Source organism: Kineosporia sp. NBRC 101731 (genome assembly GCF_030269305.1).
Classification (GTDB): Bacteria; Actinomycetota; Actinomycetes; order Actinomycetales; family Kineosporiaceae; genus Kineosporia.
In genome coordinates this window covers 19,913-40,918 of the sequence record NZ_BSTC01000002.1, presented here as the reverse complement: position 1 = coordinate 40,918, position 21,006 = coordinate 19,913, and the positions used below count along the sequence as shown (strand labels likewise).

General features: G+C 62.8%; 21 protein-coding genes. 15 read left to right on the top strand and 6 right to left on the bottom strand.

From position 1 onward, the window contains the following. Window positions 1–3: 3 nt before the first annotated feature. Window positions 4–1,287, bottom strand: coding sequence for an MFS transporter (locus QSK05_RS07325; protein WP_285595272.1), 1,284 nt, complete (start codon window positions 1,285–1,287; stop codon window positions 4–6). Window positions 1,288–1,452: 165 nt separating this feature from the next. Here QSK05_RS07325 and QSK05_RS07320 point away from each other — a divergent pair, with 165 nt between their 5' ends. Continuing rightward, complete coding sequence (locus tag QSK05_RS07320; protein WP_285595270.1) at window positions 1,453–2,241, top strand: IclR family transcriptional regulator; 789 nt, start codon at window positions 1,453–1,455, stop codon at window positions 2,239–2,241. A gap of 115 nt (window positions 2,242–2,356) precedes the next feature. On the opposite strand, the gene QSK05_RS07315 is transcribed toward QSK05_RS07320, so the two are convergent. Continuing rightward, window positions 2,357–3,217 (bottom strand): hypothetical protein, encoded by an 861-nt coding sequence (locus QSK05_RS07315; protein WP_285595268.1) that lies wholly within the window; start codon window positions 3,215–3,217, stop codon window positions 2,357–2,359. 250 nt (window positions 3,218–3,467) lie between these two features. Here QSK05_RS07315 and QSK05_RS07310 point away from each other — a divergent pair, with 250 nt between their 5' ends. Together QSK05_RS07310 and QSK05_RS07305 are read left to right on the top strand one after the other, a co-directional pair. Beyond that, complete coding sequence (locus tag QSK05_RS07310) at window positions 3,468–4,763, top strand: serine hydrolase domain-containing protein (RefSeq protein WP_285595266.1); 1,296 nt, start codon at window positions 3,468–3,470, stop codon at window positions 4,761–4,763. 126 nt (window positions 4,764–4,889) lie between these two features. Further along, window positions 4,890–5,327, top strand: coding sequence for a VOC family protein (locus QSK05_RS07305; RefSeq protein WP_285595264.1), 438 nt, complete (start codon window positions 4,890–4,892; stop codon window positions 5,325–5,327). Between the two features lie 10 nt (window positions 5,328–5,337). Here QSK05_RS07305 and QSK05_RS07300 read toward each other — a convergent pair whose 3' ends face one another. After that, window positions 5,338–5,724 (bottom strand): NucA/NucB deoxyribonuclease domain-containing protein, encoded by a 387-nt coding sequence (locus QSK05_RS07300; RefSeq protein WP_285595263.1) that lies wholly within the window; start codon window positions 5,722–5,724, stop codon window positions 5,338–5,340. Between the two features lie 136 nt (window positions 5,725–5,860). Between QSK05_RS07300 and QSK05_RS07295 the strand changes: the two genes are divergently transcribed. The 3 genes from QSK05_RS07295 to QSK05_RS07285 all read left to right on the top strand — a co-directional run bounded on the left by QSK05_RS07295 (window position 5,861) and on the right by QSK05_RS07285 (window position 7,699). After that, a complete protein-coding gene (locus QSK05_RS07295) occupies window positions 5,861–6,202 on the top strand; it encodes a YciI family protein (RefSeq protein WP_285595260.1) in 342 nt (113 codons plus the stop codon). A 57-nt stretch (window positions 6,203–6,259) separates the two neighbouring features. Continuing rightward, a complete protein-coding gene (locus QSK05_RS07290; protein WP_285595258.1) occupies window positions 6,260–6,712 on the top strand; it encodes a MarR family winged helix-turn-helix transcriptional regulator in 453 nt (150 codons plus the stop codon). Between the two features lie 138 nt (window positions 6,713–6,850). Further along, window positions 6,851–7,699 (top strand): NmrA family NAD(P)-binding protein, encoded by an 849-nt coding sequence (locus QSK05_RS07285; protein ID WP_285595256.1) that lies wholly within the window; start codon window positions 6,851–6,853, stop codon window positions 7,697–7,699. A 74-nt stretch (window positions 7,700–7,773) separates the two neighbouring features. Here the strand turns inward: QSK05_RS07285 and QSK05_RS07280 are convergent, their stop codons facing one another. From QSK05_RS07280 to QSK05_RS07270, 3 genes are all read right to left on the bottom strand, one after another. After that, window positions 7,774–8,445: a CAP domain-containing protein gene (locus tag QSK05_RS07280; protein ID WP_285595254.1), complete on the bottom strand. Its 672-nt coding sequence runs from the start codon at window positions 8,443–8,445 to the stop codon at window positions 7,774–7,776. A 101-nt stretch (window positions 8,446–8,546) separates the two neighbouring features. Then, on the bottom strand, window positions 8,547–9,092 hold the full coding sequence (locus QSK05_RS07275) for a dihydrofolate reductase family protein (protein WP_285595251.1): 546 nt from the start codon (window positions 9,090–9,092) through the stop codon (window positions 8,547–8,549). A 46-nt stretch (window positions 9,093–9,138) separates the two neighbouring features. Further along, window positions 9,139–10,290 carry a glycoside hydrolase family 64 protein gene (locus tag QSK05_RS07270; RefSeq protein ID WP_285595249.1) on the bottom strand — a complete coding sequence of 384 codons (1,152 nt, stop codon included), beginning with the start codon at window positions 10,288–10,290 and terminating at the stop codon, window positions 9,139–9,141. Window positions 10,291–10,550: 260 nt separating this feature from the next. On the opposite strand from QSK05_RS07270, the gene QSK05_RS07265 reads away from it, so the two are divergent. From QSK05_RS07265 to QSK05_RS07225, 9 genes are all read left to right on the top strand, one after another. Beyond that, window positions 10,551–10,745, top strand: a complete 195-nt coding sequence (locus QSK05_RS07265; protein WP_285595247.1) for a hypothetical protein — start codon at window positions 10,551–10,553, stop codon at window positions 10,743–10,745. Between the two features lie 159 nt (window positions 10,746–10,904). Then, a complete protein-coding gene (locus tag QSK05_RS07260) occupies window positions 10,905–11,162 on the top strand; it encodes a hypothetical protein (RefSeq protein WP_285595245.1) in 258 nt (85 codons plus the stop codon). Window positions 11,163–11,287: 125 nt separating this feature from the next. Further along, complete coding sequence (locus QSK05_RS07255) at window positions 11,288–11,977, top strand: hypothetical protein (protein ID WP_285595243.1); 690 nt, start codon at window positions 11,288–11,290, stop codon at window positions 11,975–11,977. 1,854 nt (window positions 11,978–13,831) lie between these two features. After that, window positions 13,832–14,314 carry a hypothetical protein gene (locus tag QSK05_RS07250; protein WP_285595241.1) on the top strand — a complete coding sequence of 161 codons (483 nt, stop codon included), beginning with the start codon at window positions 13,832–13,834 and terminating at the stop codon, window positions 14,312–14,314. Between the two features lie 71 nt (window positions 14,315–14,385). After that, the gene (locus QSK05_RS07245; RefSeq protein ID WP_285595239.1) at window positions 14,386–14,922 is read left to right on the top strand and encodes a hypothetical protein; all 537 of its coding nucleotides are present in this window, start codon (window positions 14,386–14,388) and stop codon (window positions 14,920–14,922) included. A gap of 12 nt (window positions 14,923–14,934) precedes the next feature. Continuing rightward, window positions 14,935–17,238, top strand: a complete 2,304-nt coding sequence (locus tag QSK05_RS07240; protein WP_285595236.1) for a hypothetical protein — start codon at window positions 14,935–14,937, stop codon at window positions 17,236–17,238. A gap of 153 nt (window positions 17,239–17,391) precedes the next feature. Further along, a complete protein-coding gene (locus tag QSK05_RS07235) occupies window positions 17,392–18,180 on the top strand; it encodes a hypothetical protein (protein WP_285595234.1) in 789 nt (262 codons plus the stop codon). Between the two features lie 1,430 nt (window positions 18,181–19,610). Then, window positions 19,611–20,126, top strand: coding sequence for a hypothetical protein (locus QSK05_RS07230; RefSeq protein WP_285595231.1), 516 nt, complete (start codon window positions 19,611–19,613; stop codon window positions 20,124–20,126). Between the two features lie 452 nt (window positions 20,127–20,578). Then, on the top strand, window positions 20,579–20,824 hold the full coding sequence (locus tag QSK05_RS07225; RefSeq protein ID WP_285595229.1) for a hypothetical protein: 246 nt from the start codon (window positions 20,579–20,581) through the stop codon (window positions 20,822–20,824). The last annotated feature ends 182 nt before the right edge of the window (window positions 20,825–21,006 follow it).

Sequence of the window (21,006 nt, the reverse complement as noted above, 5' to 3'; positions counted from 1 at the left end):
GACTTACCGGATGCCTCGGATGGGGACGACGGCGACGGCCCCGAGGAGGGCGGCGACGGTTCCGGCGACGAACAGGGCAGTGAAGTTCTGCCCGCTCGAACCGATCGCCAGCAGGGCCGGGGCCACGGCCGGCACGAGGCTGGACGGCAAGGTGTTGGCCAGGTTCATGATCCCGAGGTCTTTGGCCGGGTTCTCCGGGTCGGGCAGCACCTGGGTGACCAGCGCGAAATCCACTGCCAGGTAGACACCCTGACCGGCTCCCAGCACCAGCATCGCCAGAAGAAACATGCCGAACGAGTGCGCGGAGGAGACCAGCCCGAGTCCGACGGCGAAGACCACGGCCGCAGAGATGACGAAAGGCTTGCGCAGGCCCATTCTCTCCGAGAGGCGAGTGGCCACCGGGGCGGTGACCATCGAGGCGGCCGTCAGGACGACCGTGGCCAGGAAGATCTTGCCGGCGACCGCTGCAGGGGAGACGTGCAGAACCATGATCAAGTAGAACGCCTGGTAGGCATTGACCGCTGAAACGCCGAGGAAGAGCAGCAACCGGCTGACCCACGCGAACGCAAAGGCCGGATATCGCAGAGGGTTTACCCAGTAGGTGGACAGCACATCGGCCAGGCCGAGCAACGGTGCCTCAACCCGGTGCGACGGACGATCGCTCACCAGGACAACCATGGCCAGACAGGCCGCCGCGGCCAGGCCACTCGGCAGGAGGATCATGGCGGTCAGATCGGATGCGACCAGCTGGGCCAGGAACAGCCCGAGAACTGCGCCCACAGGCGTCCCCAGACCCACGATGGCCGAGGAAGGGCCCCGACGGTCCTCCGGCACCTGGTCGGGCACCAACGCGGACGCGACCACCAGGGTGCTCACGTAGCCGATGCTGAGCAGGACATATCCGACGACGAGCATCGCGATGGTTCCGGCAGCGGCCAGACACGCGCCTCCCAGAGCGATGAGCACCGCTCCGAACAACAGGTACGGACGCCGTCGGCCGAATCGGCCAGGAGTCCGGTCGGAGAGCCGCCCGACGAGAGGATAGAGAACAACGGTCGCAACCGCTCCGACAGACGCGACGAGCGACAGGACGGTCGTCGCCCGACCGGAGTCGATCTGGGCCGCCTTCAACGAAAGGGTCAGAACGCTCACTGACAGCAGCGCGCCGTTCACGGTGAACATCACTGCCGCCAGGAGCAAATGGAACAATACGCCCGGATCGCCGGATCGCCGATCCAACATGGCCGTTCCCGGACCGGCCATCTCCTGTGGGTCCGTACCGTGCATGACGACTCCTTCGTCGAATCACAACAGGTGAGGGATCATCAACTCGCCCTCTGCCTTCCGGCAGCTTGCCTCCCGGAGGCTGCCGGGGTGAACGTCATTCCCACTCAGCGGGAAACCTGCCAGCATGACGAACCAGGAGGTGGAGGCCGTGGCCGGTCGGACGTCATGAAAGCTGGTGTAGCGGGCGAATCCGTGCTGCAACGGGTATCGCGCATCCTGCGCGCCTTCGACAGCGACCACTGCCATCTCGCTCTGGGACCTCTGGCCCGCCGGGCCGCGTTGCCCACGAGCACCGCCAGCCGGCTGGCCCTCGAAATGGTCGAGCTGGGCCTGCTCGAGCGGAACGAGAACGGTGAGTTCAGCGTGGGACTTCAACTGTGGGAGATCGCTGCGCTAGCAGATTCGCCGATCACCCTCCGCTCGGCGCTCTCACCCTTGCTGGACGACCTGCTGGCGGTCACTCGTCAGCACCTGCAACTGGTGATCCGGGACGGTGAGGAGGGGGTGGTCCTGGATCGCCGGGACGGGCACGCCGATCTTCCCCTTCACTACCATGTCGGTGGGCGTATTCCACTGGCCCCGACGGCTACCGGGCAGATTCTTCTGGCCGCAGCGCCCCCGGATCTGCTGGAAGACATGCTGCATCGCAACGACTACGGCTGGCCGACTTTCGAATGTGACCGTCCCACGGCAAAAATCATCAGGGCCCAGATCGCAGCGGTCCGCGGCGCCGACCTGGCAGTGCTGCGCCGCCCGACCTCGCCGGTGGTCTCCGTCGGGGTGCCGGTGCGCGATGCGAACCGGCGGGTGGTGGCGGCCATCGGGATTCTCATGGCTCGTGACGGCATGCCGATTTCGCAGGTGGAACCCCTGATGCGGGCTGCCGCGCTGACGGCCACCCGGATTCTCGGCGCCGGCGAATCACCTCGACCGCCGGCCTGGAGCCGACGCTGATCAGCGCCCGTCGGTGTTCCTGGTTCGCGCACGGGGAAATTCGGTGAGGCGCTTGTCGGTGCGTGCGGCGTTTCTGTCGGGTTCAGCACTGCCCTGCGCGGTATCGGACCGTGGATCAGGAGCAGCCGGAGTTCTGGGGTGTGGCCCCCAGCAGCCGGGTCAACAGGGGCGCGGTGATCGAGTCACTGGAGCCGTAGGCGGTCTTGCCCAGGTCCAGGGCGGAGCACGGCACCCGGCTCTTCACCTGATCGAGGTTCACCATCACCGGTACGCCTTTCGGGCTCAGGTAGGTGAGGTCGTGATCGTCCATGGTGAGAACCTGCACCACCTGCACCGAGGGCGGTTGGGTCTGGCTCTCGGAGATGGTGATCCTCTCCCAGGGCAGCCAGGAGAAGGTGGAGAACGCCAGCACGATCAGGATGATGACGGAGATCGCGGTGCCGGCGTCCTGTGCCAGGGTGAACGCCCGGGGGTTCTTCTCGGGGTGAGGGGTCTGCGAGATGTTGCCCACGGAGAACAGCGCGACGCCGATCAGGATGACGGAGAGCCGGTTGCTGTACGAGAGCAGGACCGATACGGCCAGGCAACCGAATATGGCGGCCATCCAGCGGCGTCGGACGAGGGCGGTCCGTTCCGGCGTGGGCGGGGCCAGCCGGAAGTGAACGAAGGCGGCGACGCCGAGCATGCTCAGGGCGGCCCCGGTGGCGAGGAAGTGGAGCATCAGGGCCACGTAGAACTCGGGCAACGAGGTGTGGAGCACGATCAGCCGGGCGACGAAGGAATCACCCCGAGCCAGCGCGAGCGACTTCAGCACCAGGAACAGAAATGGCAACGCCGCAAGCGATGTCGTGAGGAACCAGCGGTACAGACTGGCAATGGTGGTAGCCGCCTCGGCGGAGGGATCGGCCGGCTCTTCGGTGCGCGCCGAGGACGGACGCGGAGATCTGGGACCACGGAACTTACTGCGCGACGACATGCATCCTCCCCGGCGCTACCTCGGAGGGGAAACATTATCCCTGAAGTAAGTAGATAAGTGTCTTTGTCGATATTGCCAGCGTCATATCTCCTGGGTCGCTGGACAGCTCCGTGTCCACAACGCGCCGCGCCAACTCCGCACCTTGAGGCGGGACCCGAGAGTCGTCGACCCGAATATTTATGTGGGAAAGCTGCGCTGGGGAACTCTGTAGTCAATCAGCTCGATTCCTCGCGGCACGAAGGATGATCCGATGACTCCTCCCGGAAAGCTTCTTCTTCTCAAACGTCTCGTCGTCTTCGGGGCGGTCGGTGCACTTGCCGGGATCGCTCTCACCGGTGGCCCGGCCCAGTCTGCACCGAATGACCTTCAGCGCACTGCCCAGGGGGTGGTGAACGCGGGCTCGTCCGGCTTCCTCACCCGGGTATACGACGGCAGTCGGATCAGCACCGCGACCGCGGGGCTGGCCAACCGGGACACGGGGCAGCGCATGAAGAACAAGTCTCAGTACGAGGTCGGCAGCCAGACCAAGACCTTCGTCGCCGTTCTGGTGATGCAGCTGGTGGCCGATCACCGCGTCGACCTGGACACACCGGTCGAGACCTATCTGCCGGGAGTCGTGCCGAACGGCGCGAACATCACCGTGCGCATGTTGCTGCAGCACACCAGTGGCCTGGGCGACTACCTCGACGACCCTGGCCTGAACGAGGAGTTCTTCGAAGACCCGACCACGATCTTCGACGCGCAGCGTTTGCTGGAGGGGGCGTTCACTCTCGATCCCCTCTTCGCGCCGGGAACCGACTGGTCGTACTCGAACACCAACTACATCGTCCTGGGGGAGATGCTCCGGAAGCTGACTGGAAAACCGGTGCGTGATCTGATCGAACAGAAGATCGCGCGTCCTGCGAACCTGAGCGAAACCTTCCTCGCCGATGATGCCCGCGACCGTTCCGCCGCGGCCGATTACGCGCACGGCTACGGGGTCGACCTCAGCACCACGCCGTACGACTACTACGACGTCACCGAGTGGTCGCTGTCCTCGGCCGGTACCGCAGGCGCACTGGTCTCCACCGCACGTGATCTGAGCAAGTTCTACTCGGCGCTCATCGGCGGAAAACTTATCCCGGACGTACAGCTCAAGCAGATGATGACGGCGGTGGACACGACGGCCCCGGGCCAGGACCCGACCGGCTACGGCCTCGGGCTGCAGTACTGGAAAACGCCCTGCGGCGAACTGTGGGGCCATTCCGGCTTGGTCTTCGGTCACCGCAGCACCACGGCGGTGAGCCTGGACGGGAGGCGGTCGGTCGCCTACGACCGCAACACCCATATCGCCTACGCAGAAGACGAAGACCCGACTCCCGATGTCTTCGAGATTGCCACTGGTGCAGCCGTCTTCACATCGATCTGCGCCATGTACGGCAAACCGCTGCCGGACGACCTGATCATCGACGCCGGTTCCCGCAAGGCCCAGGCAACCCGGTCACAGATGCCTGCCCTGGCCCCGGCCGGAGCGGACACCTTCCCGGCGCCGCCGATGCACCGGTAACCAGAAGCTCGTGGCGGGGGCGGAGAACGCCGCATTGCCCAGTTCGACGCAGGAAATGGCGGCTCCGACCCCGTCCGAGCAGATCGGCGACTGACCAAGTGAGAACGAGCCGATACCGTGCTGTGTATGCCCATCAAGCTTGAGAACGTAGGCATCGCGGTCGTGGACCTCGATGCGACGATCGCCTTCTTCACCGACCTCGGTCTGACTGTGCTCGGCCGGGACACGGTCAGTGGGGAGTGGGCCGACACCGCCGTCGGCCTCGACGGCAACCACGCCAAGATCGCCATGCTCCAGACGCCCGACGGCAACGGTCGTCTCGAGCTCTTCGAGTACATCCACCCCGACGCCATCGAGACGCATCCGACGCTGCCCAACGAGATCGGCATGCATCGGGTCGCCTTCTCCGTCGACGACATCGACGAGGCTTTGGAGATCGCGGCCAGGCACGGCTGCTACCCGCTGCGTGGCGTGGCGACCTACGAAGACGTGTACAAGCTGACCTATGTCCGCGGCCCCAGCGGCATCATCGTGATGCTGGCCCAGGAGCTGAAGAAGCCCTGACCGCAGTCCATCACGAATAATCCGGATCGCTGTACCCAGAAGGCATCGCCCCGGAGAACGCGATTGCGAGCGAAGAACTGGATGATGAGGCCGCCCTGCCGATTGTTTCCCCTTCCGGGACGTAGGACCAGCCCCATTCTGTGTCAGGGACATTCGCCGCTCCCTGGCTGGTGGAAGCGAAGGGATAGTCGTCGCACTGGAAGCCCTCAGGGGCTGCCTCCCTGGGTGAACTGGGGCAGGCTTCGTCGCGGTTCGTCTTCATGGCGGGGCTGTTCGTCATCCTGGTCAGCGGGTGCTTTCCCTTGCTCAGGGTTCTGCTGCCGTAATGCTTCGTACCGGCCTTCTGGATACGGGCGATATTCCTGTTGATCTCCGGCAGTTCCTGCATCGAGGTCATGACCGGGCGGACCTTGTAGAAGACGCATCCGCCGGCAGTCTTCCTGCTCAGTTCAAAGTGCAACGTAAATCGACCGATGATTTTTTCGGCCCGGACCGGTCTTACCGCCAAACCTGACAACAACCGGGAGCAACCAATGACGCGCTACTTGATCTCGTTCGACGACGGGGCGATGACCTTCCCCGCCGAGGAACTGCCTGACGTGGCCAGAGCCTCGATGGCCGTGGTCGAAGAGGCTCGCGCTGCGGGGGTCTGGGTCTTCGGGGGAGGGGTGATCGGTCAGGGGGCGAAGGTCGTTTCCACCGATGGGTCGGTTGCCGACTACGCGCTGGGCGAAGGCACTCTCGGTGGTTTCTCGATCGTCGACGTGTCGTCCCTCGACGAGGCTCTGGTCTGGGCGGGCCGGATCGCGGTTTCCTGTCGCTGCGCACAGAAGGTGCGGGAACTCATGGCCGATCCGGACCTCACGAAGAGCTGACCGCAGGCTGCGACAGTCGGCCAGGTGCTGGAGAGTGGCTCGTGTCAGACTGCTGACATGAGTCAAGGTGGCATCGACCTGGAGACCTCACTGGGCTATCTGCTGAAAGAGGCCTCGAGTGCCCTGCGCACCGCCATGGAAGAGGTGCTGCGGCCGCTCGGGATGAACGTGACGCGCTACTCCTGCCTCGAGCTGCTGGCCCAGCGGCCGGGTCTGTCGAGCTCTGAGCTCGCCCGGGGTGCGTTCGTGACCCGGCAGTCGATGAATGTGCTGCTCCAGGCCCTGGAGCGGGAGGGCTTCGTGACCCGGCCGGCTGAGGCGCCCGTCGGGAAGGTTCTTCCCGCGCAGCTCACGCCGCTGGGTCGGGCCAATCTGGAGAAGGCGACCGTGGCCGTGCGGTCTGTCGAGGTCCGGATGCTGGGTGGCATGACCGAGGCCGAGCAGGCGGGGGCGTTCCGGATTCTGCAGAGCATGATCCATTCCCTGCGCGACGATCACCACGGTGCGTAGCTCGTGCATCATCCGGCCCGGCACCGAAGATCTACGGTGCCGGGCAAGCACGTGCCTACTGCGGGCTGAGACGCTGACGTATCCGGATGAGAGTCTGGACGATGGCCGGCGGCTGGCCGCACACGATTCCATAGCACTATGAATGAGCTTCAGAGTGATTCGGCGGTCGGCCGGATGTCCATTTCTCGTCCGGTGCTCGTGCTCGGAGCCACCGGGAAGACCGGTCGCCGGGTGGCCGAGCGACTGCGTGCCCAGGGCGTTCCGGTTCGGCGCGGTTCTCGTTCTGCCGCAACGCCCTTCGACTGGGATCGCCGCGAGACCTGGGAGGCGGCGGTGAGCGGCGTGCAGGCCGTGTACATCAGCTATTTCCCCGATCTCGCGTTTCCCGGCGCCACCGCAACGGTGCAGGACTTCGCAGCCCGTGCAGCGGCATCCGGGGTTCAGCGCCTGGTTCTGCTGTCCGGGCGGGGGGAAGAGGCGGCCAGGGCGGCCGAACGGTCCGTGGCTGCAGCCGGGGTCGAGTGGAACATCGTGCGCTCAGCGTTCTTCGACCAGAACTTCAGCGAAAGCTTCTTTCTCGAATCAGTTCTGGAGGGAGAGATCGTGCTACCCACGGGGCAGGCCGCGGAACCCTTCGTCGACGCCGACGACATCGCAGACACCGCAGTGGTGGCACTGACCGGACCCCGTACCGGTCAGATCTATGAGGTGACGGGCCCGAGGCTTCTCACGTTCGCCCAGGTGGCCGAGGAGCTTTCCGCGGCTACCGGGCGCACCATCACCTACGTCCAGGTGACGGGAGACGAGTACCGGGCGGCTCTGGCCGCGCAGGGCCTGCCCGAAGACTTCGCAGATCTGTTCACCAGCATCACCGACGGACGAAATGCCTACCTCTGCGACGGTGTTCAGACAGCGACCGGCAGGCCCCCACGCGATTTCACCGAGTACGCCCGGCTCACCGCTGCCACGGGGATCTGGAACACGTAGTGCGGTGGCCACGAACGTTCCACGCATACGAAGGTGGTCACCCTCCGTGGTCACCGCACCGAACCTGATTCAGGTCACTTCTTGCTGGCGAAGTCCTGCGTCCACCAGACGGCGCCCTTGCTGTCGATGACGGCGCCGACACCGATGCTCGTGAACGAGCAGTTAATGATGTTGTCCTTGTGGGCCTTGTCCTGCATCCAGCCGCTGGACGTGTAACCGACGCCCTTCTTGGTGTACGTGCCGCCGTACATCACGTCGTGGGCGTTCACGAACCACACGCCGCCGGTGCCGCCGGCGGCGTTCTCACCCGCACCGGTCCACCCCTTGTAGCCGGCCTTCGTGATCCGGGTGCCCAGGTCGTCCTCACCCGGGAACTGGTGGCCCTGGGCCTGGTTCTTGGCCTCGAGCTTCGAGTGCTTGCGAGCGGCCTTCGTGAGGGCCTTGCTCTTCTTGACGGCCTTGCACCCGGCCTTCTTGCGCGACTTGTTGGTGTACGCGATCACCTTGTTCTCGAGCTTCAGCTGCCGCTTGGCCCTCTTCGTCGCTGCCGCGGTGGTGGTGGCGGCAGTGGTCACTGAGGACGAGGTGCTTGCGGACGACGTACTCGAGGACGACTCGGTGGTCGCCGGGGAGGCGGTCGCGACCGACTTGCCCAGGAAGAGACCCGAGGCGACGAGCAGGGCGATCGGGACGGCGAACAGGGTGACGCGGCGCGGTGTGATTCGCGACCGACGGTGAGTGAACACAGGGCTCCCAAGCTGGTACGGCGAATTGCGATCCGCAACCTACCCATCGACCGCGCGCCGAACCTCAATCGAAGGTTATGGACGCATCTTCAGGGAAAGGCTTACTGCGGCACGTAGCGCAGAGCAACGGCTCCCGAACCGTATTCGATCCGGTCGACGAGGGTCAGGTCGACATACTGCGAAAGCCCGTGGAACAAGGTCGGCCCGTGGCCGGCCAGCCGGGGCTGCACCACGAACTCGTACTCGTCGATCAACCCCAGTTCGGCCAGCGCCATCGGAAGCATCACGCCCCCGGTGAGCAACCCTCGTCCCGGCTGATCCTTGAGCTCCCGAACAGCTGTCTCGAGGTCGCCCGACAGCAGCTGCGAGTTCCAGTCGACACTGCTCAGAGTGCTTGACACCACGTATTTCTGGGCGGCATCAATGGTCCGGGCAAAGGGTTCCGTCCACGCGGGCCGGCTGCCCGGCTCCGCGGGATACCGCCAGCCGGCCTCCATCAGCTCGTAGGTCGTCCGGCCGAAGAGCAGCGCATCGGCCCGCGCCAGGTTGTCGTTCGCGCGCTGATGCAGTTCCTCGTCCGGAACGATCGCCTCGTGATCACAGCATCCGTCCAGCGTGACGTTGATGGAGTACCGAAGTGGTCGCATTGTGTGAGCGTACTGTCGGCGTAGGCCACGGCCCAGCGGCCATGAACTACCAGCCGACCGCGACGAGCAGGTACTTCGGGTCGGTGTGCGAGATGTACGACGACTGGCTGGCGTAGTCGTCGTAGGGGAAACCGTAGGCCTTGGCGTCGATCGCGTTGTCGTGCCAGAACTCGGCGTAGTAGTTCGCCGGGGCCTTCTTGTAGTACGAGCTGGGCGTGGACCAGTCGGTCTGGGGAAGGTCGGCCACGTGGCGGTTCAGGTTGGCGCACCCGGCGGCGTCGTTGGCGAGCGGCCCGGAGCAGCCGAAGATCTGCTGGGTGGTCGCGTTCGAGCCCACCGACGAGGCGTAACTGTTCATGTAGTCGGCGTACTGGCCGCCGGCCGCGAATGCGGAGTCACCACCGGGGGAGACGATCCGGTCGGTTCCCGAAGCCAGGTGCTTGAACTCGGCCGGAACGGCGGCGGCGAAGCGCCCGAACGTGGCTTCGCGGCTCTCGGCGAAGGTGGCCCGGTTCTCGCCGACCTCCTGCTCGCTGCCGTCGTCGTTGTGCAGCAGCATGGCCAGTTTGAGACCGAAAGCGTCGACCCGGGTGGTGTTCCCGTTGAACACGTTGTCGCCGACGGTGAACTCGATGAAGTCGTTGTACTTGCTGTCGGGCGAACCGAGGTGGAACGTCATGCGCCCGGCGGCGTTGGCCGGCATGTCCACGTAGGGCTGCTCGGCGATGGAGTGCGTCTGGCCGTTGAAGGTCCAGTAGACCTGGCTGTCCGGGTACTTACCGTTGGTCTTGTTGAGAACCTTGACCTGGAGTACGTTCTGGGCCGCCGGGATGTCGCTGGTGCTGCCCCAGAAAGAGGCGTCGCCCGCGGGCGACGTGGTCGTGGTTGTGCTCGAGCTGGGTGCGGTGGTGGCCGTTGCGGTCTCGTCGCCCGGGGTTTCGTCGCCCGGGGACGTCGATGTCGGCTCATCGGTGCCGGGCGTCTCAGTGGTGGGTGCCACCGTGGGGGTCGGGGCCGTCGTAGCCGTCGCACTCGGGTGGGGCCGGGAGTGCCCGGAACCGTGATGCGGACGAGGCCCGCCGTGGTTCCTACCGATGGCGAACGAACTCGAGACTCCCAGTGCCAGCACGATGGCGGTGCCGGCCACGATGGCCACGGTGCGGCGCCGCCGGATGGCTGTCAGGGACTTGCGCGACATTCAGTTCTCCTCAACACCGAATGGCCATGTCAGGGTATGGCCATGCTCGGGGCCGATCCTTCTGCCGCCCATATGTAAAGTCAATGTACGAAAACCCTTTGAGGGGCCTGACCAGCAGCGTTGGCGCAAACTTTGAGTCCGTGATGACCCTCGCTTATAACGCTGCCCATGGCTGGGCAGAGAATCCGTGCAACTCTGCACCGGCCAGTAGCGTCCTGTCCCTGACGGCGCCCGCCGTCGATCGAGCAAGGAGAACTGCCATGCCGGAGAACGACCTGCTGCAGGGGCTGGGACAGTCGACGCCGGAGAGCACCCCGGACGATGTCGGACGGCAGGTCGCCGTGGGAGTGGCGGCCACGGTGGGTCTGATCGCGGTGGCAGTGACGGCGATGTTCGGGCTCGTGGTGTTCGGGCTGTGGGCTGTCCCGGAGTTCATCAGGGTGTTCCACGGATAGCGGGTTCTCCGGTGATTCAGGTCGTCCAGCCGCCGCCTCCGGTTTCAGGGCCGAGACGAGTCAGACCGCGGTCATCTGGCGTCGGCACCATCGGGGTCGAGGGGAAGAAGATTTGCTACCGGCGCGCACCGGAACGCGCGGCAGCCGGGTACCGCCTACATGCCGGAGAACGATCTGCTGCAAGGGCTGGGCCGGTCAACGCCGGAGAACGCCCCGGACGACGTCGGGCGGCAGGTCGCTGTGGGGGTGGCGGCCACGGCGTGTCTGATCACTGTGGCGGTGGCGGCGATGTTCGGGCTCGTGATGTTCGGGCTGTGGGCAGTCCCGGAGGCCATCAAGGTGTTCCACGGATGGCTGGTGGACCGGGAAAGGGGTCCTGAGCTGGTGCAACTGGCCTGGCTGTCGCCGGCGGAGTGATTAAAGACGTATCACCTGGCACAGGTGATTTGGGTAGTGTTGAAAGGGTGGGGCCTGTAGTGCGGTCGCGACGTCCTGGGAGGGGAGAGTCATGAGGGCCAGGGGTGAGACCAGGGTTGACTCGGGTGGGCGACGAGGTGATTAGCGCTGGTCGGTTGGAGACCGTGACCGCGATTCGGGGGGCGTTGAAGGTTGCCACAGTGGGGGTGATCGTGGTGCTGGGAGCTTCGGCCTGTGGGGGTTCTTCGGGGACAGGCGTCGAGACGAAAGCGCCGAGCTTGGCGACGGCGACTGCTGCGCCGTCCACCACCGAGGCCTCAGGAACTTCGGCTGCTGTTGATTCCGAGGGTGCATCGCCGACTGTCACTGTTTTCGCCCGTACTGGTGCTCCGGCGGATGAGGTCCTCGCTGGGGCGAGCGCGGCAATACAGAAGACGCCTAGTGATGTCATGTCATCGTTGGCCGGGGAAATTCTACTTTTCCGGTCCATGCGCGGGCCTGTGCAGTATGCGAAGGTCACGAAGTCGAGTGTCCTGACCAAGCGGATCAAGTGGTTCACCGACGAGGAACTGGACGGGGTGACCTACCTTGTCGTCATACCGACTTGGGAAGAAGAGAACAACAGAATGTCCTACTTCCTGATCACTGCTCGCTCGCTCACTGACCTTGGTTATGCCAATTTTACCCCGGATTTGGAGCCAGCAGACCTGTCTTCCGTGGGGGAAGTTCATACATTGACACAAGATGATCTTGACTCGGTTTCGGATTGGCGACCGTTCATGAATCGATCCATCAGAACCTCGGACATACGTTAGGGCTTGTAAAGAGTATACCGAGCTGGTGCAACTGGCCTGGCTGCCGCCGGTGGAGTGATTAAAGACGTATCACCTGGCACAGGTGATTTGGGTAGCGTTGAAAGGGTGGGGCTTGTAGTGCGGTCGCGACGTCCTGGGAGGGGAGAGTCATGAGGGCCAGGGGTGACGTCGGCTCGGACGGTGGCGATGTGCCTTGCGTCAGTCGTGCGGAGTCCGTGATTGCTAGACGACCGGACCTTCGCTGGGTGGCATTGAGGGTTGCCGCCGTTGCGGTGGTGGTGTCGTTGGGGCTCTCGGCGTGCGGGGGTGCATCGGGAGACTCCGCGGAGACGAATGCATCCGTTACATCAACCACTGCACCTACGCCTGCTGCTACGGGGGAACCGTCGGCTACTGGGGGAGCCACCTCGGCGGAGGATGCATCGCCGACCGTCACGGTTTATGCACGCACCGATGCTCCGGGAGACGAGGTTCTCGCTGGAGCGAGCGAGGCAATCCGAAGGACACCGAGAGATGTCCTGTCCTCGTTGGCAGGGGAAATATTGCTCTTCCGGTCGATGCGTGGGCCAGTGCAATATGCACGGGTCACGAAGTCAAGTGCCTTGACCAAACGGATGAAGTGGTTTGCCGACGATGAGCTGGATGGGGCGACCTATCTCGTCGTAGTGCCGTATTGGCAGGACCGGAACAATCGAGTGGACTATTTCCTCATGACGGCTCGCGCGGCCACCGATTTTCGGGAGGCCCGTTTCACCGCGGATCAGGTCCCTGCCGATCTCTCGTCCTTGGGAAAATTTGAGACGTTGGCACAAGAAGATCTGGACTCAGTGTCTGATTGGCGACCCTTCATGGATCGAGTCGTGAACCCATCCGAGTTACGGTCGGACGGATGAGCAACTTCGGCGGAGGCGTCTTTTCATGAGGTCAAGCAAAGTCGGTGCGTGCGCCCATCCCGGTAGTTCTGTCCTCAAATTTTGATTCAGATATCAGCAGTTACGTAGAAAAGGCGGCCGCGATTCGGTTGAATCGCTCATCACCGGAAATACCTGAATGTCAACACTTCACACCACCACGTGAATGTCTACATGTCAGGGTGTGGTCATGCTCGGGGCCGATACTTCTGCGGTGAACATGTATAGGCAATATCGAAAATCATTTTAGGCCCTGGCCTGCGGCGTTGGCGCAAACTTGGAGTCCGCGATGACACTCGCTTTTAACGTTGTCCGCGGAAGTGAAGAACCTGTGCAACTCAGCAGCGGCCCGCCGCGTCTTGTCTCTGACGGTCCCCACCGTCCGTCGAGCAAGGAGAACTGCCATGCCGGAGAACGATCTGCTGCAGGGGTTGGTCCGGTCAAACGCCGGAGCGCTCCGGACGACGTCGGGCTGCAGGTCGCGGTGGGAGCCGCCTGTTGGCGCAGCAGCCGGGAGTGGGGCTGGTTGATAGATCGGCAAAAGGGGCACCGAGCTGGTGTAACTGGCTTGGCTGCTGCTGGCGGAGTGATGAAAGACGTATTACCTGGTACAGGTGATTTGGGTAGGGTTGAAAGGGTGGGGCTTGTAGTGCGGTCGCGATGTCCTGGAAGGGGAGAGTCATGAGCGTCAGGATTGACGTCGGCTCGGAGCGGTGGCGACGTGCCTAGCGTCGGTCGTGCGGATCACGTAGTGGCTGAAGGATCAGATCGTCGCCGGGGGGCGTTGAGGCTGGCGGCAGTGGTGGTGGCGGTGTCGTTAGGCCTCACGGCGTGCGGGGGAGGATCGGCCGGCAGCGGGGAGGCGAGTGCGTCTGCCATAGCGACCACAGCAGTTTCGCCCGCGCCCACTGGGATTCCGTCGGCGACCAAGGGTGTCGGCGAGGTGGGGGACGCTTCGCCGACCGTCACTGTTTATGCCCGGACCGGTGCGCCGGCGGATGAGATTCTCGCTGGGGCCAGCGAAGCGGTGCAGAAGGCGCCGAGCGATGTCCTGTCGACGGTGGCGGGGGAAGTATTGCTGTGGGCGCCGATTCGCGGGCCGGTGCAGTATGCACGCGTCACGAAGTCGAGCGTCTTGACCAAGCAGATGAAGTTGTTCACGGACGACGAGTTGGACGGAGTCACATACTTTGTTGTGGTCCCTTACTGGTCAGAATCAAACTCCAGGTTAATTTATCTGATGGCAACGGCGCGCGCCGCCACCGATCTTCGTGAGGCGCATGACTTCTCGTGGTCAAAGGCTGCCGACTTATCTTCCCTGGGAACGGTTCAGACGCTGACGCAAGCTGACCTGGATTCGGTTTCTGACTGGCGGCCCTTCATGGACAGGATCATGAGCCACTCCGAGATGCGGCCCCACAAATAGCTTGGCCCTGATTCTGGTGGTTATATCGAAAGCGGCTTATCGCGGGCTTTAATTTCTGGGAGGGGATTACTGTGGGTGACAGAGTTGAGGTCGATCCGGCCTCGCTGAACAAGTTCGCAAAGGTTGTCAGTGCACTGGCCGCGGATCATGCTGAGGCGGCGGTGACTCATCCGGAAGACCTTGGCGCGTACTCGGGTGCTATGTTCGTTGAGGCCTCTAATTTCCGTGAGGCGCTCACTTTTGCGGACTATCATAATGAATTGTCGAGATCAATACAGGCAATGCTGGGTGATGCAATTGCTGGATTGGAAAGCCTGGGAAACGGTGCGGAATATTGCGCCGTAAACTACTTGAACAGCGACCAAGGGAATGCTGCAGTGCAGCGTAGAGTGGATAGCGCCTTGGGGCCGGTTCAAGAAAATAATTACGTTGCCCCCGGAAATAGTCCCGAGGAAGTTCTTATTCGCAAGGAAGATATTTACAATAGGCAACATCTGATGCCGGCGACGAAAAACTCCGGCTACGGCGATGATGGCTTCGAACTGACGACCAGTAGCGGCAGGACGATCGACGTAGCACCCGAACCTGACCCTTCCTCCGGCGACTGAGACAGGTGAAACGTGCCGGACCAGAGCGATAACTGGGGCTACAGACTGCAGCAACTGGAAAAGGATGATGTCCAGAGGAGAGGGCAATTTTACAGCAACTCTACTTCTCTCGCTGGACTGGACTGGGGGCGTACTGATTGGTCCTATTCGACCATTGATGAGATCAAGGCCGCCGCTGACGTACAGAACTCTGCCACTCATGCTCAGGCAGCTGCCTCGTGGGGCCTGATCGTAAATATGCTAGAGGGATTAGGTGCCAGCCTGCGTGCAGCCGGCACTGATATGGAAGAGGGCTGGGACCCGTCGGTCACTAAAGCTGCGGCCAGCTTCTTTAATCATGTCGGTGCCAGCACGTGGTCTATGGATGACTGGGCAACTTATGCCCGCGGCAATCAGACGGCGCTGGAGGCCATGGCCGAGGAAGTAAGCACGACGAAGCAGCGCATCAATACGATCTATAAAAATTATCTTCGAGATATTCAAAGCAAGCGGACGGAGATCCAGCGGGTCAGCGCTCTTCTTGATGGAGGACCCGCCAGCGCCAATGGTTCGGGTGGTGGCGATCCTGCTGATAGCCAGGATCAGGTCAATGCGCTAGAAGGCCAGCTGAGAAATATTGTCGATAGCTATACGAAGCAGGCTGCAGTTGCCATGAACGAGCTTGGCGATAGTTATATCGCCAACGCTCATCAACTGAATGAAGGCCATAAGTACCAAGGCCCCACCACGTCCAAGACGGTACCGAACTCATCCGCGAACAACTCCGGTTCGTCGAACAACAACGGATCCGGTGGTAACGGGAACGGCGGCGGTAGTAGCCGTAATAACGGCGGCAACAACGGTGGCACCAACACCCGTCGTACTTTGAGCAAAACCCCGAACGACACCAAGACCCGTAATTCGGACCCGACTGACCGACCCCGGCCGTCCACTGATGACGGCACTGATACCTCGAAGGGTGACCCGAAAGATACTGGGGGCACTGGGGGTACCGGTGGGACGGGCGACACTGGGAGCACCGGAGATTCGGGCAACACGGGTGGCAATGGTGGATCCGACGGGACCGGCGGTACGGACGGAACCACAACTCCCGGAACTGTCGTCGGTCGCCCGGGCGCTACTGGCGACGGAACCGGTACGGGGACCGGGACTGGCACCGACACGGGTACTGGAACCGGTACGGGTACCGGGAACAGCACCGGCACGGGTACTGGGTCCGGCACGCCGCAGACCTCTCATCCCACGGTGATTCGAGGTAATCCAGCGTCTCCGGGTACCCCGACGGGTCCGGGTTCCACGCCCTCCAGCAGCAATCCCACTACTCGTTTCGGTACGCCTACGACCTTCGATCCGGACGGTGCTGCCGGACGTCCGTCCGCGTTCCCGTCGAATCCGGCCAGTGGTGTGCCTGGTTCGCCGATCGGTCGAGGTGGGGGGACTAGCAGTGGTTTTCCCGGTGGTCCGGGTGGCCGGTCTGGACTGCCGGGTGGCGCCGGTATGCGTAACTCATTGCTGGGACGCTTAGGTGGCGGCGGTGGTGGTGGTACGTCATCATTCCCGTCCGGTGGCGGGGGTACGCGGGGGATCAATTCGATGCGCGGTGGCATCGGTTCCGGTGGTAGCCCGGGTGGTGGTGCCAGCGGGGTTCCCGGCGCTGGTGGCGGTGCCGGCCGTGGGATGTCGGGCTCGGGTGGCGGTCCGAACGGTCGTGGCATGCCTGGTGGCCCTGGCCAGAATGGCAAGGGGAACAACGGTTTCGGTGCCGGGCGTAAGGATGGCCGGCGGCTTGAGGATGATGAGGATGCCAAGAAGGGTCCGAGTTATCGCGAGGACAGTGCGGAGTATCTGGGTGACATGCCGGAGATGCCTCAGCAGTTGCTGGGTCCGGCTCGTCCGAGGGTGGAGCCTGGTCGTCGTACGGGGTTCAGTCTTGGTCGGTTGAGTAAGAAGCGCCGGGTGGAGGAAGAGCTCGAAGGGCGTCGTTCGCGTCCGCAGCACGACGAAGAGCTGCTCATCGTTCCGATGGAGAGCAAGCCCGACCTGACCGGGCGGCGGGCGTTCGGGGGTCTTGAGATCGAGAAGGCGGCCGCGGTGGGTCTGCCTGAGCTGCTCAAGGGCGGCCACGCTGCTCCTGAGGTGGTGGCGCCCGAGGGTGCTCGTCGTGCTGTGCGACGTGGTGAGAACGTGAGTCCCGAGTCGGAGCAGTGGCAGGTGGATGTTCCTGATCGGATCGTCGCGGCCCAGGAGGAGGCAGCACAGCATCGGGGGCGTGCCCTGGCGGCGGAGAACCGGAATCCGGGTGCACCGAGTGCTTGAGAGAGTGGGGATCGCGCCTATCGACACGCGCCGTGCTCTGACAGCCGAATGCCGAATCAGGGAAGTGTCCTGTCTAGCTCACTGACCGGTTGCCGGCAGTGTTCTGGCGACCGGGGTATCCAGAGTGCTGGCCCCACCGGCGATCGGGACGTCGTGGCCCTGGCCCCTTTCCCTGAGAAGACCTGGCCCCAGATCAAGGCCGACATCACCCGGATCGCAGCCGACTACGGATTCACCAAACTCTCGGTCATTCGTGAAAAATTCGAGCTCACGGCAAGAGCGGACCGTCGCTGGAGAGGTTTGAGGGCTGCGTCGTTGGCGGCCGTGGTGATTCTGGCAGTTTCTGCGTGTGGGGGTGTGTCGGAGGGCGGAGCTGGAAACAGGACGTCGACGACGGCAACTTCTTCCTCTTCTGCCACCAGAGCCGCCTCGGCGACATCATCCCCTGGCGGCGTTGAAGGGGCATCGCCGACTGTCACGCCTTACGCCCATACCGACGTTCCAGCGGACCAGGTTCTCGCCGATGCGAGCGAAGCGATGCAAAGAGCACCGAGAGATGTGCTGTCCTCGCTTGCCGACGAAATATTGGTGTACAGGTCTGTACGTGGGCCAGTGCGGTATGCGCGCGTGACAAAGTCGAGTGTCTTGACCAAGCGAATGAAGTGGTTCACTGACGAGGAGCTGGATGGTGTGAGTTACCTCGTTGTGGCGCCCTACTGGCAGGACTGGAACGACAGAATTTCGTACCTTCTTGTGACAGCGCGTAAGGCCACCGACCTCCGTGAAGCTAATGAAACATCACACCAGGTGCCTGCCGATCTGTCGTCTCTGGGTAAGGTTCAGACGCTGACTCAAGACGATATTGACTCAGTGTCTGATTGGCGTCCTTTTATGGACAGGGTTGTAAATCCCTCCGAGTTGCGGTCGGGCGAAGGACCTTGAAGCGAGGCCAAAATAGCGAACTGTTCGGAAGCGGGCTCGGCATCGTCGTCTGACGGAAACGTTTGAAGGTGTGGCGGTATAACGGGTTGGGAAGATAGCCACAAACCTTGGGAGGGGAATTTTCATGGATGACAGAGTTCAGGTCGATCCGCCCTCGCTGACCATGTTCGCGAAGGTAGTTAAAGCTCGTGCGGCAGAGCATGCAGAGGGGGAGAGACACACCTCGAGGATCACTGCATATTCGGGTGCCCATTGGTGCGGGCGCGACGGTCTGAGAGGAGAAAGTCATGAGGGCCAGGGGTGACGTCATCTCGGGGCGGTGGCGATGTGCTTAGCGTCGGTCGTCATGTCCAGCCGGTGACCGCGCGTCGGGTGAACAAGCACCGGGCGGCGTTGAAGGCGGCTGTAGCGGCGGTGATCGTGGTGCTGGGGGGCTCAGCTTGTGGGGGTTCGTCAGGGGCGGGTACCGCAACGGGGGCGCCCAACTCGGCGACAGCGACCCCTGTGCCCTCGAGCAGCGGAGCCTCCGGAACTTCGGCTGCTGATGAGCCCCAGGGGGCGTCGCCGACTGTCACGGTTTTCGCCCGTATCGACGAGCCGGCAGACGAGGTTCTCGCTGGTGCGAGCGAGGCCATACAGAAGACGCCGAGCGATGTGATGTCATCGTTGGCCGGGGAGATATTGCTCTTTCGGTCAATGCGCGGACCTGTGAAGTATGCGCAGGTTACCAAGTCGAGTGTCCTGACCGGACGGATCGAGTGGTTCACCGACAAGGAACTGGACGGGGCTACTTATCTTGTCGTGGTACCGACTTGGGAGGAGCGGAACGACAGGATGTCTTACTTCCTTATTACTTCTCGCGCAGCTACCGACCTTGGTTACGCCAATTTTATCTCGGACCTGGTCCCGGCCGATCTGTCCTCCGTGGGGGAAGTTCATTCGCTAACTCAGGCGGACCTGGAATCAGTGTCTGATTGGAGGCCCTTTATGAATAGATCTATAAGGCCGTCCCGTATACGGTAATGACTCGCCTCCGGGGTACGGTAATGCCGCGCGGCGGCGTTCGGAAAAAGGGGTACCGAGCTGGTGTAACTGGCTTGGCTGCTGCTGGCGGAGTGATGAAAGACGTATCACCTGGTACAGGTGATTTGGGTAGTGTTGAAAGGGTGGGGCTTGTAGTGCGGACGTCATGTCCTGGGAGGGGAGAGTCATGAGCGTCAGGATTGACGTCGGCTCGGAGCGGTGGCGACGTGCCTAGCGTCGGTCGTGCGGATCACGTAGTGGCTGCAGGATCAGATCGTCACCGGGGGGTGTTGGGGCTTGCGGCAGTGTTGGCGGCGGTGTCATTAGGCCTCACGGCGTGCGGGGGAGGATCGGTCGGCAACGCCGAGGCTAGTGCGTCTGCCCTAGCGACCACAGCAGTTTCACCTGTGCCGACAGAGGCTCCGTCAGCGACCAAGGGTGGCGGCGAGGCGGGGGACGCATCGCCAACCGTCACTGTTTACGCCCGGACCGGTGCTCCGGCGGATGAGATTCTCGCTGGGGCCAGCGAAGCGGTGCAGAAGGCGCCGAGCGATGTCCTGTCTTCGGTGGCTGGGGAAGAGTTGCTGTGGTCGCCGATTCGTGGGCCGGTGCAGTATGCACGCGTCACGAAGTCGAGCGTCTTGACCAAGCGGATGAAGTGGTTCACTGATGAGGAATTGGATGGGGTGACGTATCTCGTCGTTGTGCCGTATTGGGAAGAGCGACACAACAGGATGTCCTATCTCCTGGCGACCGCTCGTTCGGCTACCGATCTTCGTGACGGCCATGACTCCGATGATTTGGAACCTGCCGATCTATCGTCCTTGGGGGAGGTCCAGACCTTGATGCAAGCCGACCTGGATTCGGTATCCGATTGGAGGCCCTTCATGAACAGGGTAATGAATCCTTCAGAAATTCGTTAGAGCTAATTTTCCCATTTAGAATCTTACGTTTGAGAGTGGCCGGGGCTTGGTCGCAAAACTTAGGGAGGGGATACGTATGTCGCATACGGCGTGTGGCGGCGGAAAACCTCCGGAAACCAGTACTGCATCTATTCAAACTGCGACAAGGGTCAGTCGTCCAGCGCCACCGCTAGCATTCCGGCAACGGCCGGATTGCACGTTTGGGAAGAATGAAATCATTGATGCGAGAATCCGTTTCCATGAACTTGCCTATAAGAAGCATGGCCGTACTAATTGGCCTCGCTGTCGCTCTCGGTGGGTGTACGCAGGGAAGCGCGACCAGTCACGGCGGTGCTGAAAGTAGCGAAAGCCCTGCGGGAAGCGTCGCGGCTACGACCCCGACTCAGTCCATCGAAAAAGTCGAGATACCGGAGCCGGATCCTGGCGCTGTCAGTCTTGTCGAGGCGTCGGGAGTGGGCATCTCTCCGAAGTCTTGGCAGATCGACGTCAAGAAGGGTTCGGTCTGGGTGGCGGTGAATTGTCTTGGTGCTGGGACCGTGAAAGTTTCGGTAGAGCCCACGGCTGAATTCACGATCCCTTGCGAGGAATCGCAGGTCACGCCTTCGCTGAACGAAATCTCTTTAAAGAAGGCCAAGTCGTGGGCTGTCAGCTTCGACCCAGAGCCTTCGGTGACTTGGGCCGCGCGGATTTGGCAGTGAGTCAACTGGGGCGTAGATAGGTTCCACCCGCACCGGACGCGACGAGCACTGGCATCAGACGGGCAGAAGCGCCCACCTTGGACGTTGAGGTGGGCGCTGGTCTTTGTCCGGGGGCAAAGGGAAAAGCCCTGGGCCCCGCCGGGATTCGTGGGTCTTGCTTAGAGCGCGGTTGCCTCGGGTAA

Excerpts from the sequence above, each read along its gene's own strand:
- QSK05_RS07305 (WP_285595264.1), top strand. The coding sequence starts at position 4,890 with ATGCCCATCAAGCTTGAGAACGTAGGCATCGCGGTCGTGGACCTCGAT.
- QSK05_RS07290 (WP_285595258.1), top strand. The coding sequence starts at position 6,260 with ATGAGTCAAGGTGGCATCGACCTGGAGACCTCACTGGGCTATCTGCTG.
- QSK05_RS07315 (WP_285595268.1), bottom strand. The coding sequence starts at position 3,217 with ATGTCGTCGCGCAGTAAGTTCCGTGGTCCCAGATCTCCGCGTCCGTCC.
- QSK05_RS07270 (WP_285595249.1), bottom strand. The coding sequence starts at position 10,290 with ATGTCGCGCAAGTCCCTGACAGCCATCCGGCGGCGCCGCACCGTGGCC.
- QSK05_RS07310 (WP_285595266.1), top strand. The coding sequence starts at position 3,468 with ATGACTCCTCCCGGAAAGCTTCTTCTTCTCAAACGTCTCGTCGTCTTC.
- QSK05_RS07260 (WP_285595245.1), top strand. The coding sequence starts at position 10,905 with ATGCCGGAGAACGATCTGCTGCAAGGGCTGGGCCGGTCAACGCCGGAG.
- QSK05_RS07300 (WP_285595263.1), bottom strand. The coding sequence starts at position 5,724 with ATGACCTCGATGCAGGAACTGCCGGAGATCAACAGGAATATCGCCCGT.
- QSK05_RS07265 (WP_285595247.1), top strand. The coding sequence starts at position 10,551 with ATGCCGGAGAACGACCTGCTGCAGGGGCTGGGACAGTCGACGCCGGAG.
- QSK05_RS07275 (WP_285595251.1), bottom strand. The coding sequence starts at position 9,092 with ATGCGACCACTTCGGTACTCCATCAACGTCACGCTGGACGGATGCTGT.
- QSK05_RS07325 (WP_285595272.1), bottom strand. The coding sequence starts at position 1,287 with ATGCACGGTACGGACCCACAGGAGATGGCCGGTCCGGGAACGGCCATG.
- QSK05_RS07320 (WP_285595270.1), top strand. The coding sequence starts at position 1,453 with ATGAAAGCTGGTGTAGCGGGCGAATCCGTGCTGCAACGGGTATCGCGC.
- QSK05_RS07295 (WP_285595260.1), top strand. The coding sequence starts at position 5,861 with ATGACGCGCTACTTGATCTCGTTCGACGACGGGGCGATGACCTTCCCC.
- QSK05_RS07285 (WP_285595256.1), top strand. The coding sequence starts at position 6,851 with ATGAATGAGCTTCAGAGTGATTCGGCGGTCGGCCGGATGTCCATTTCT.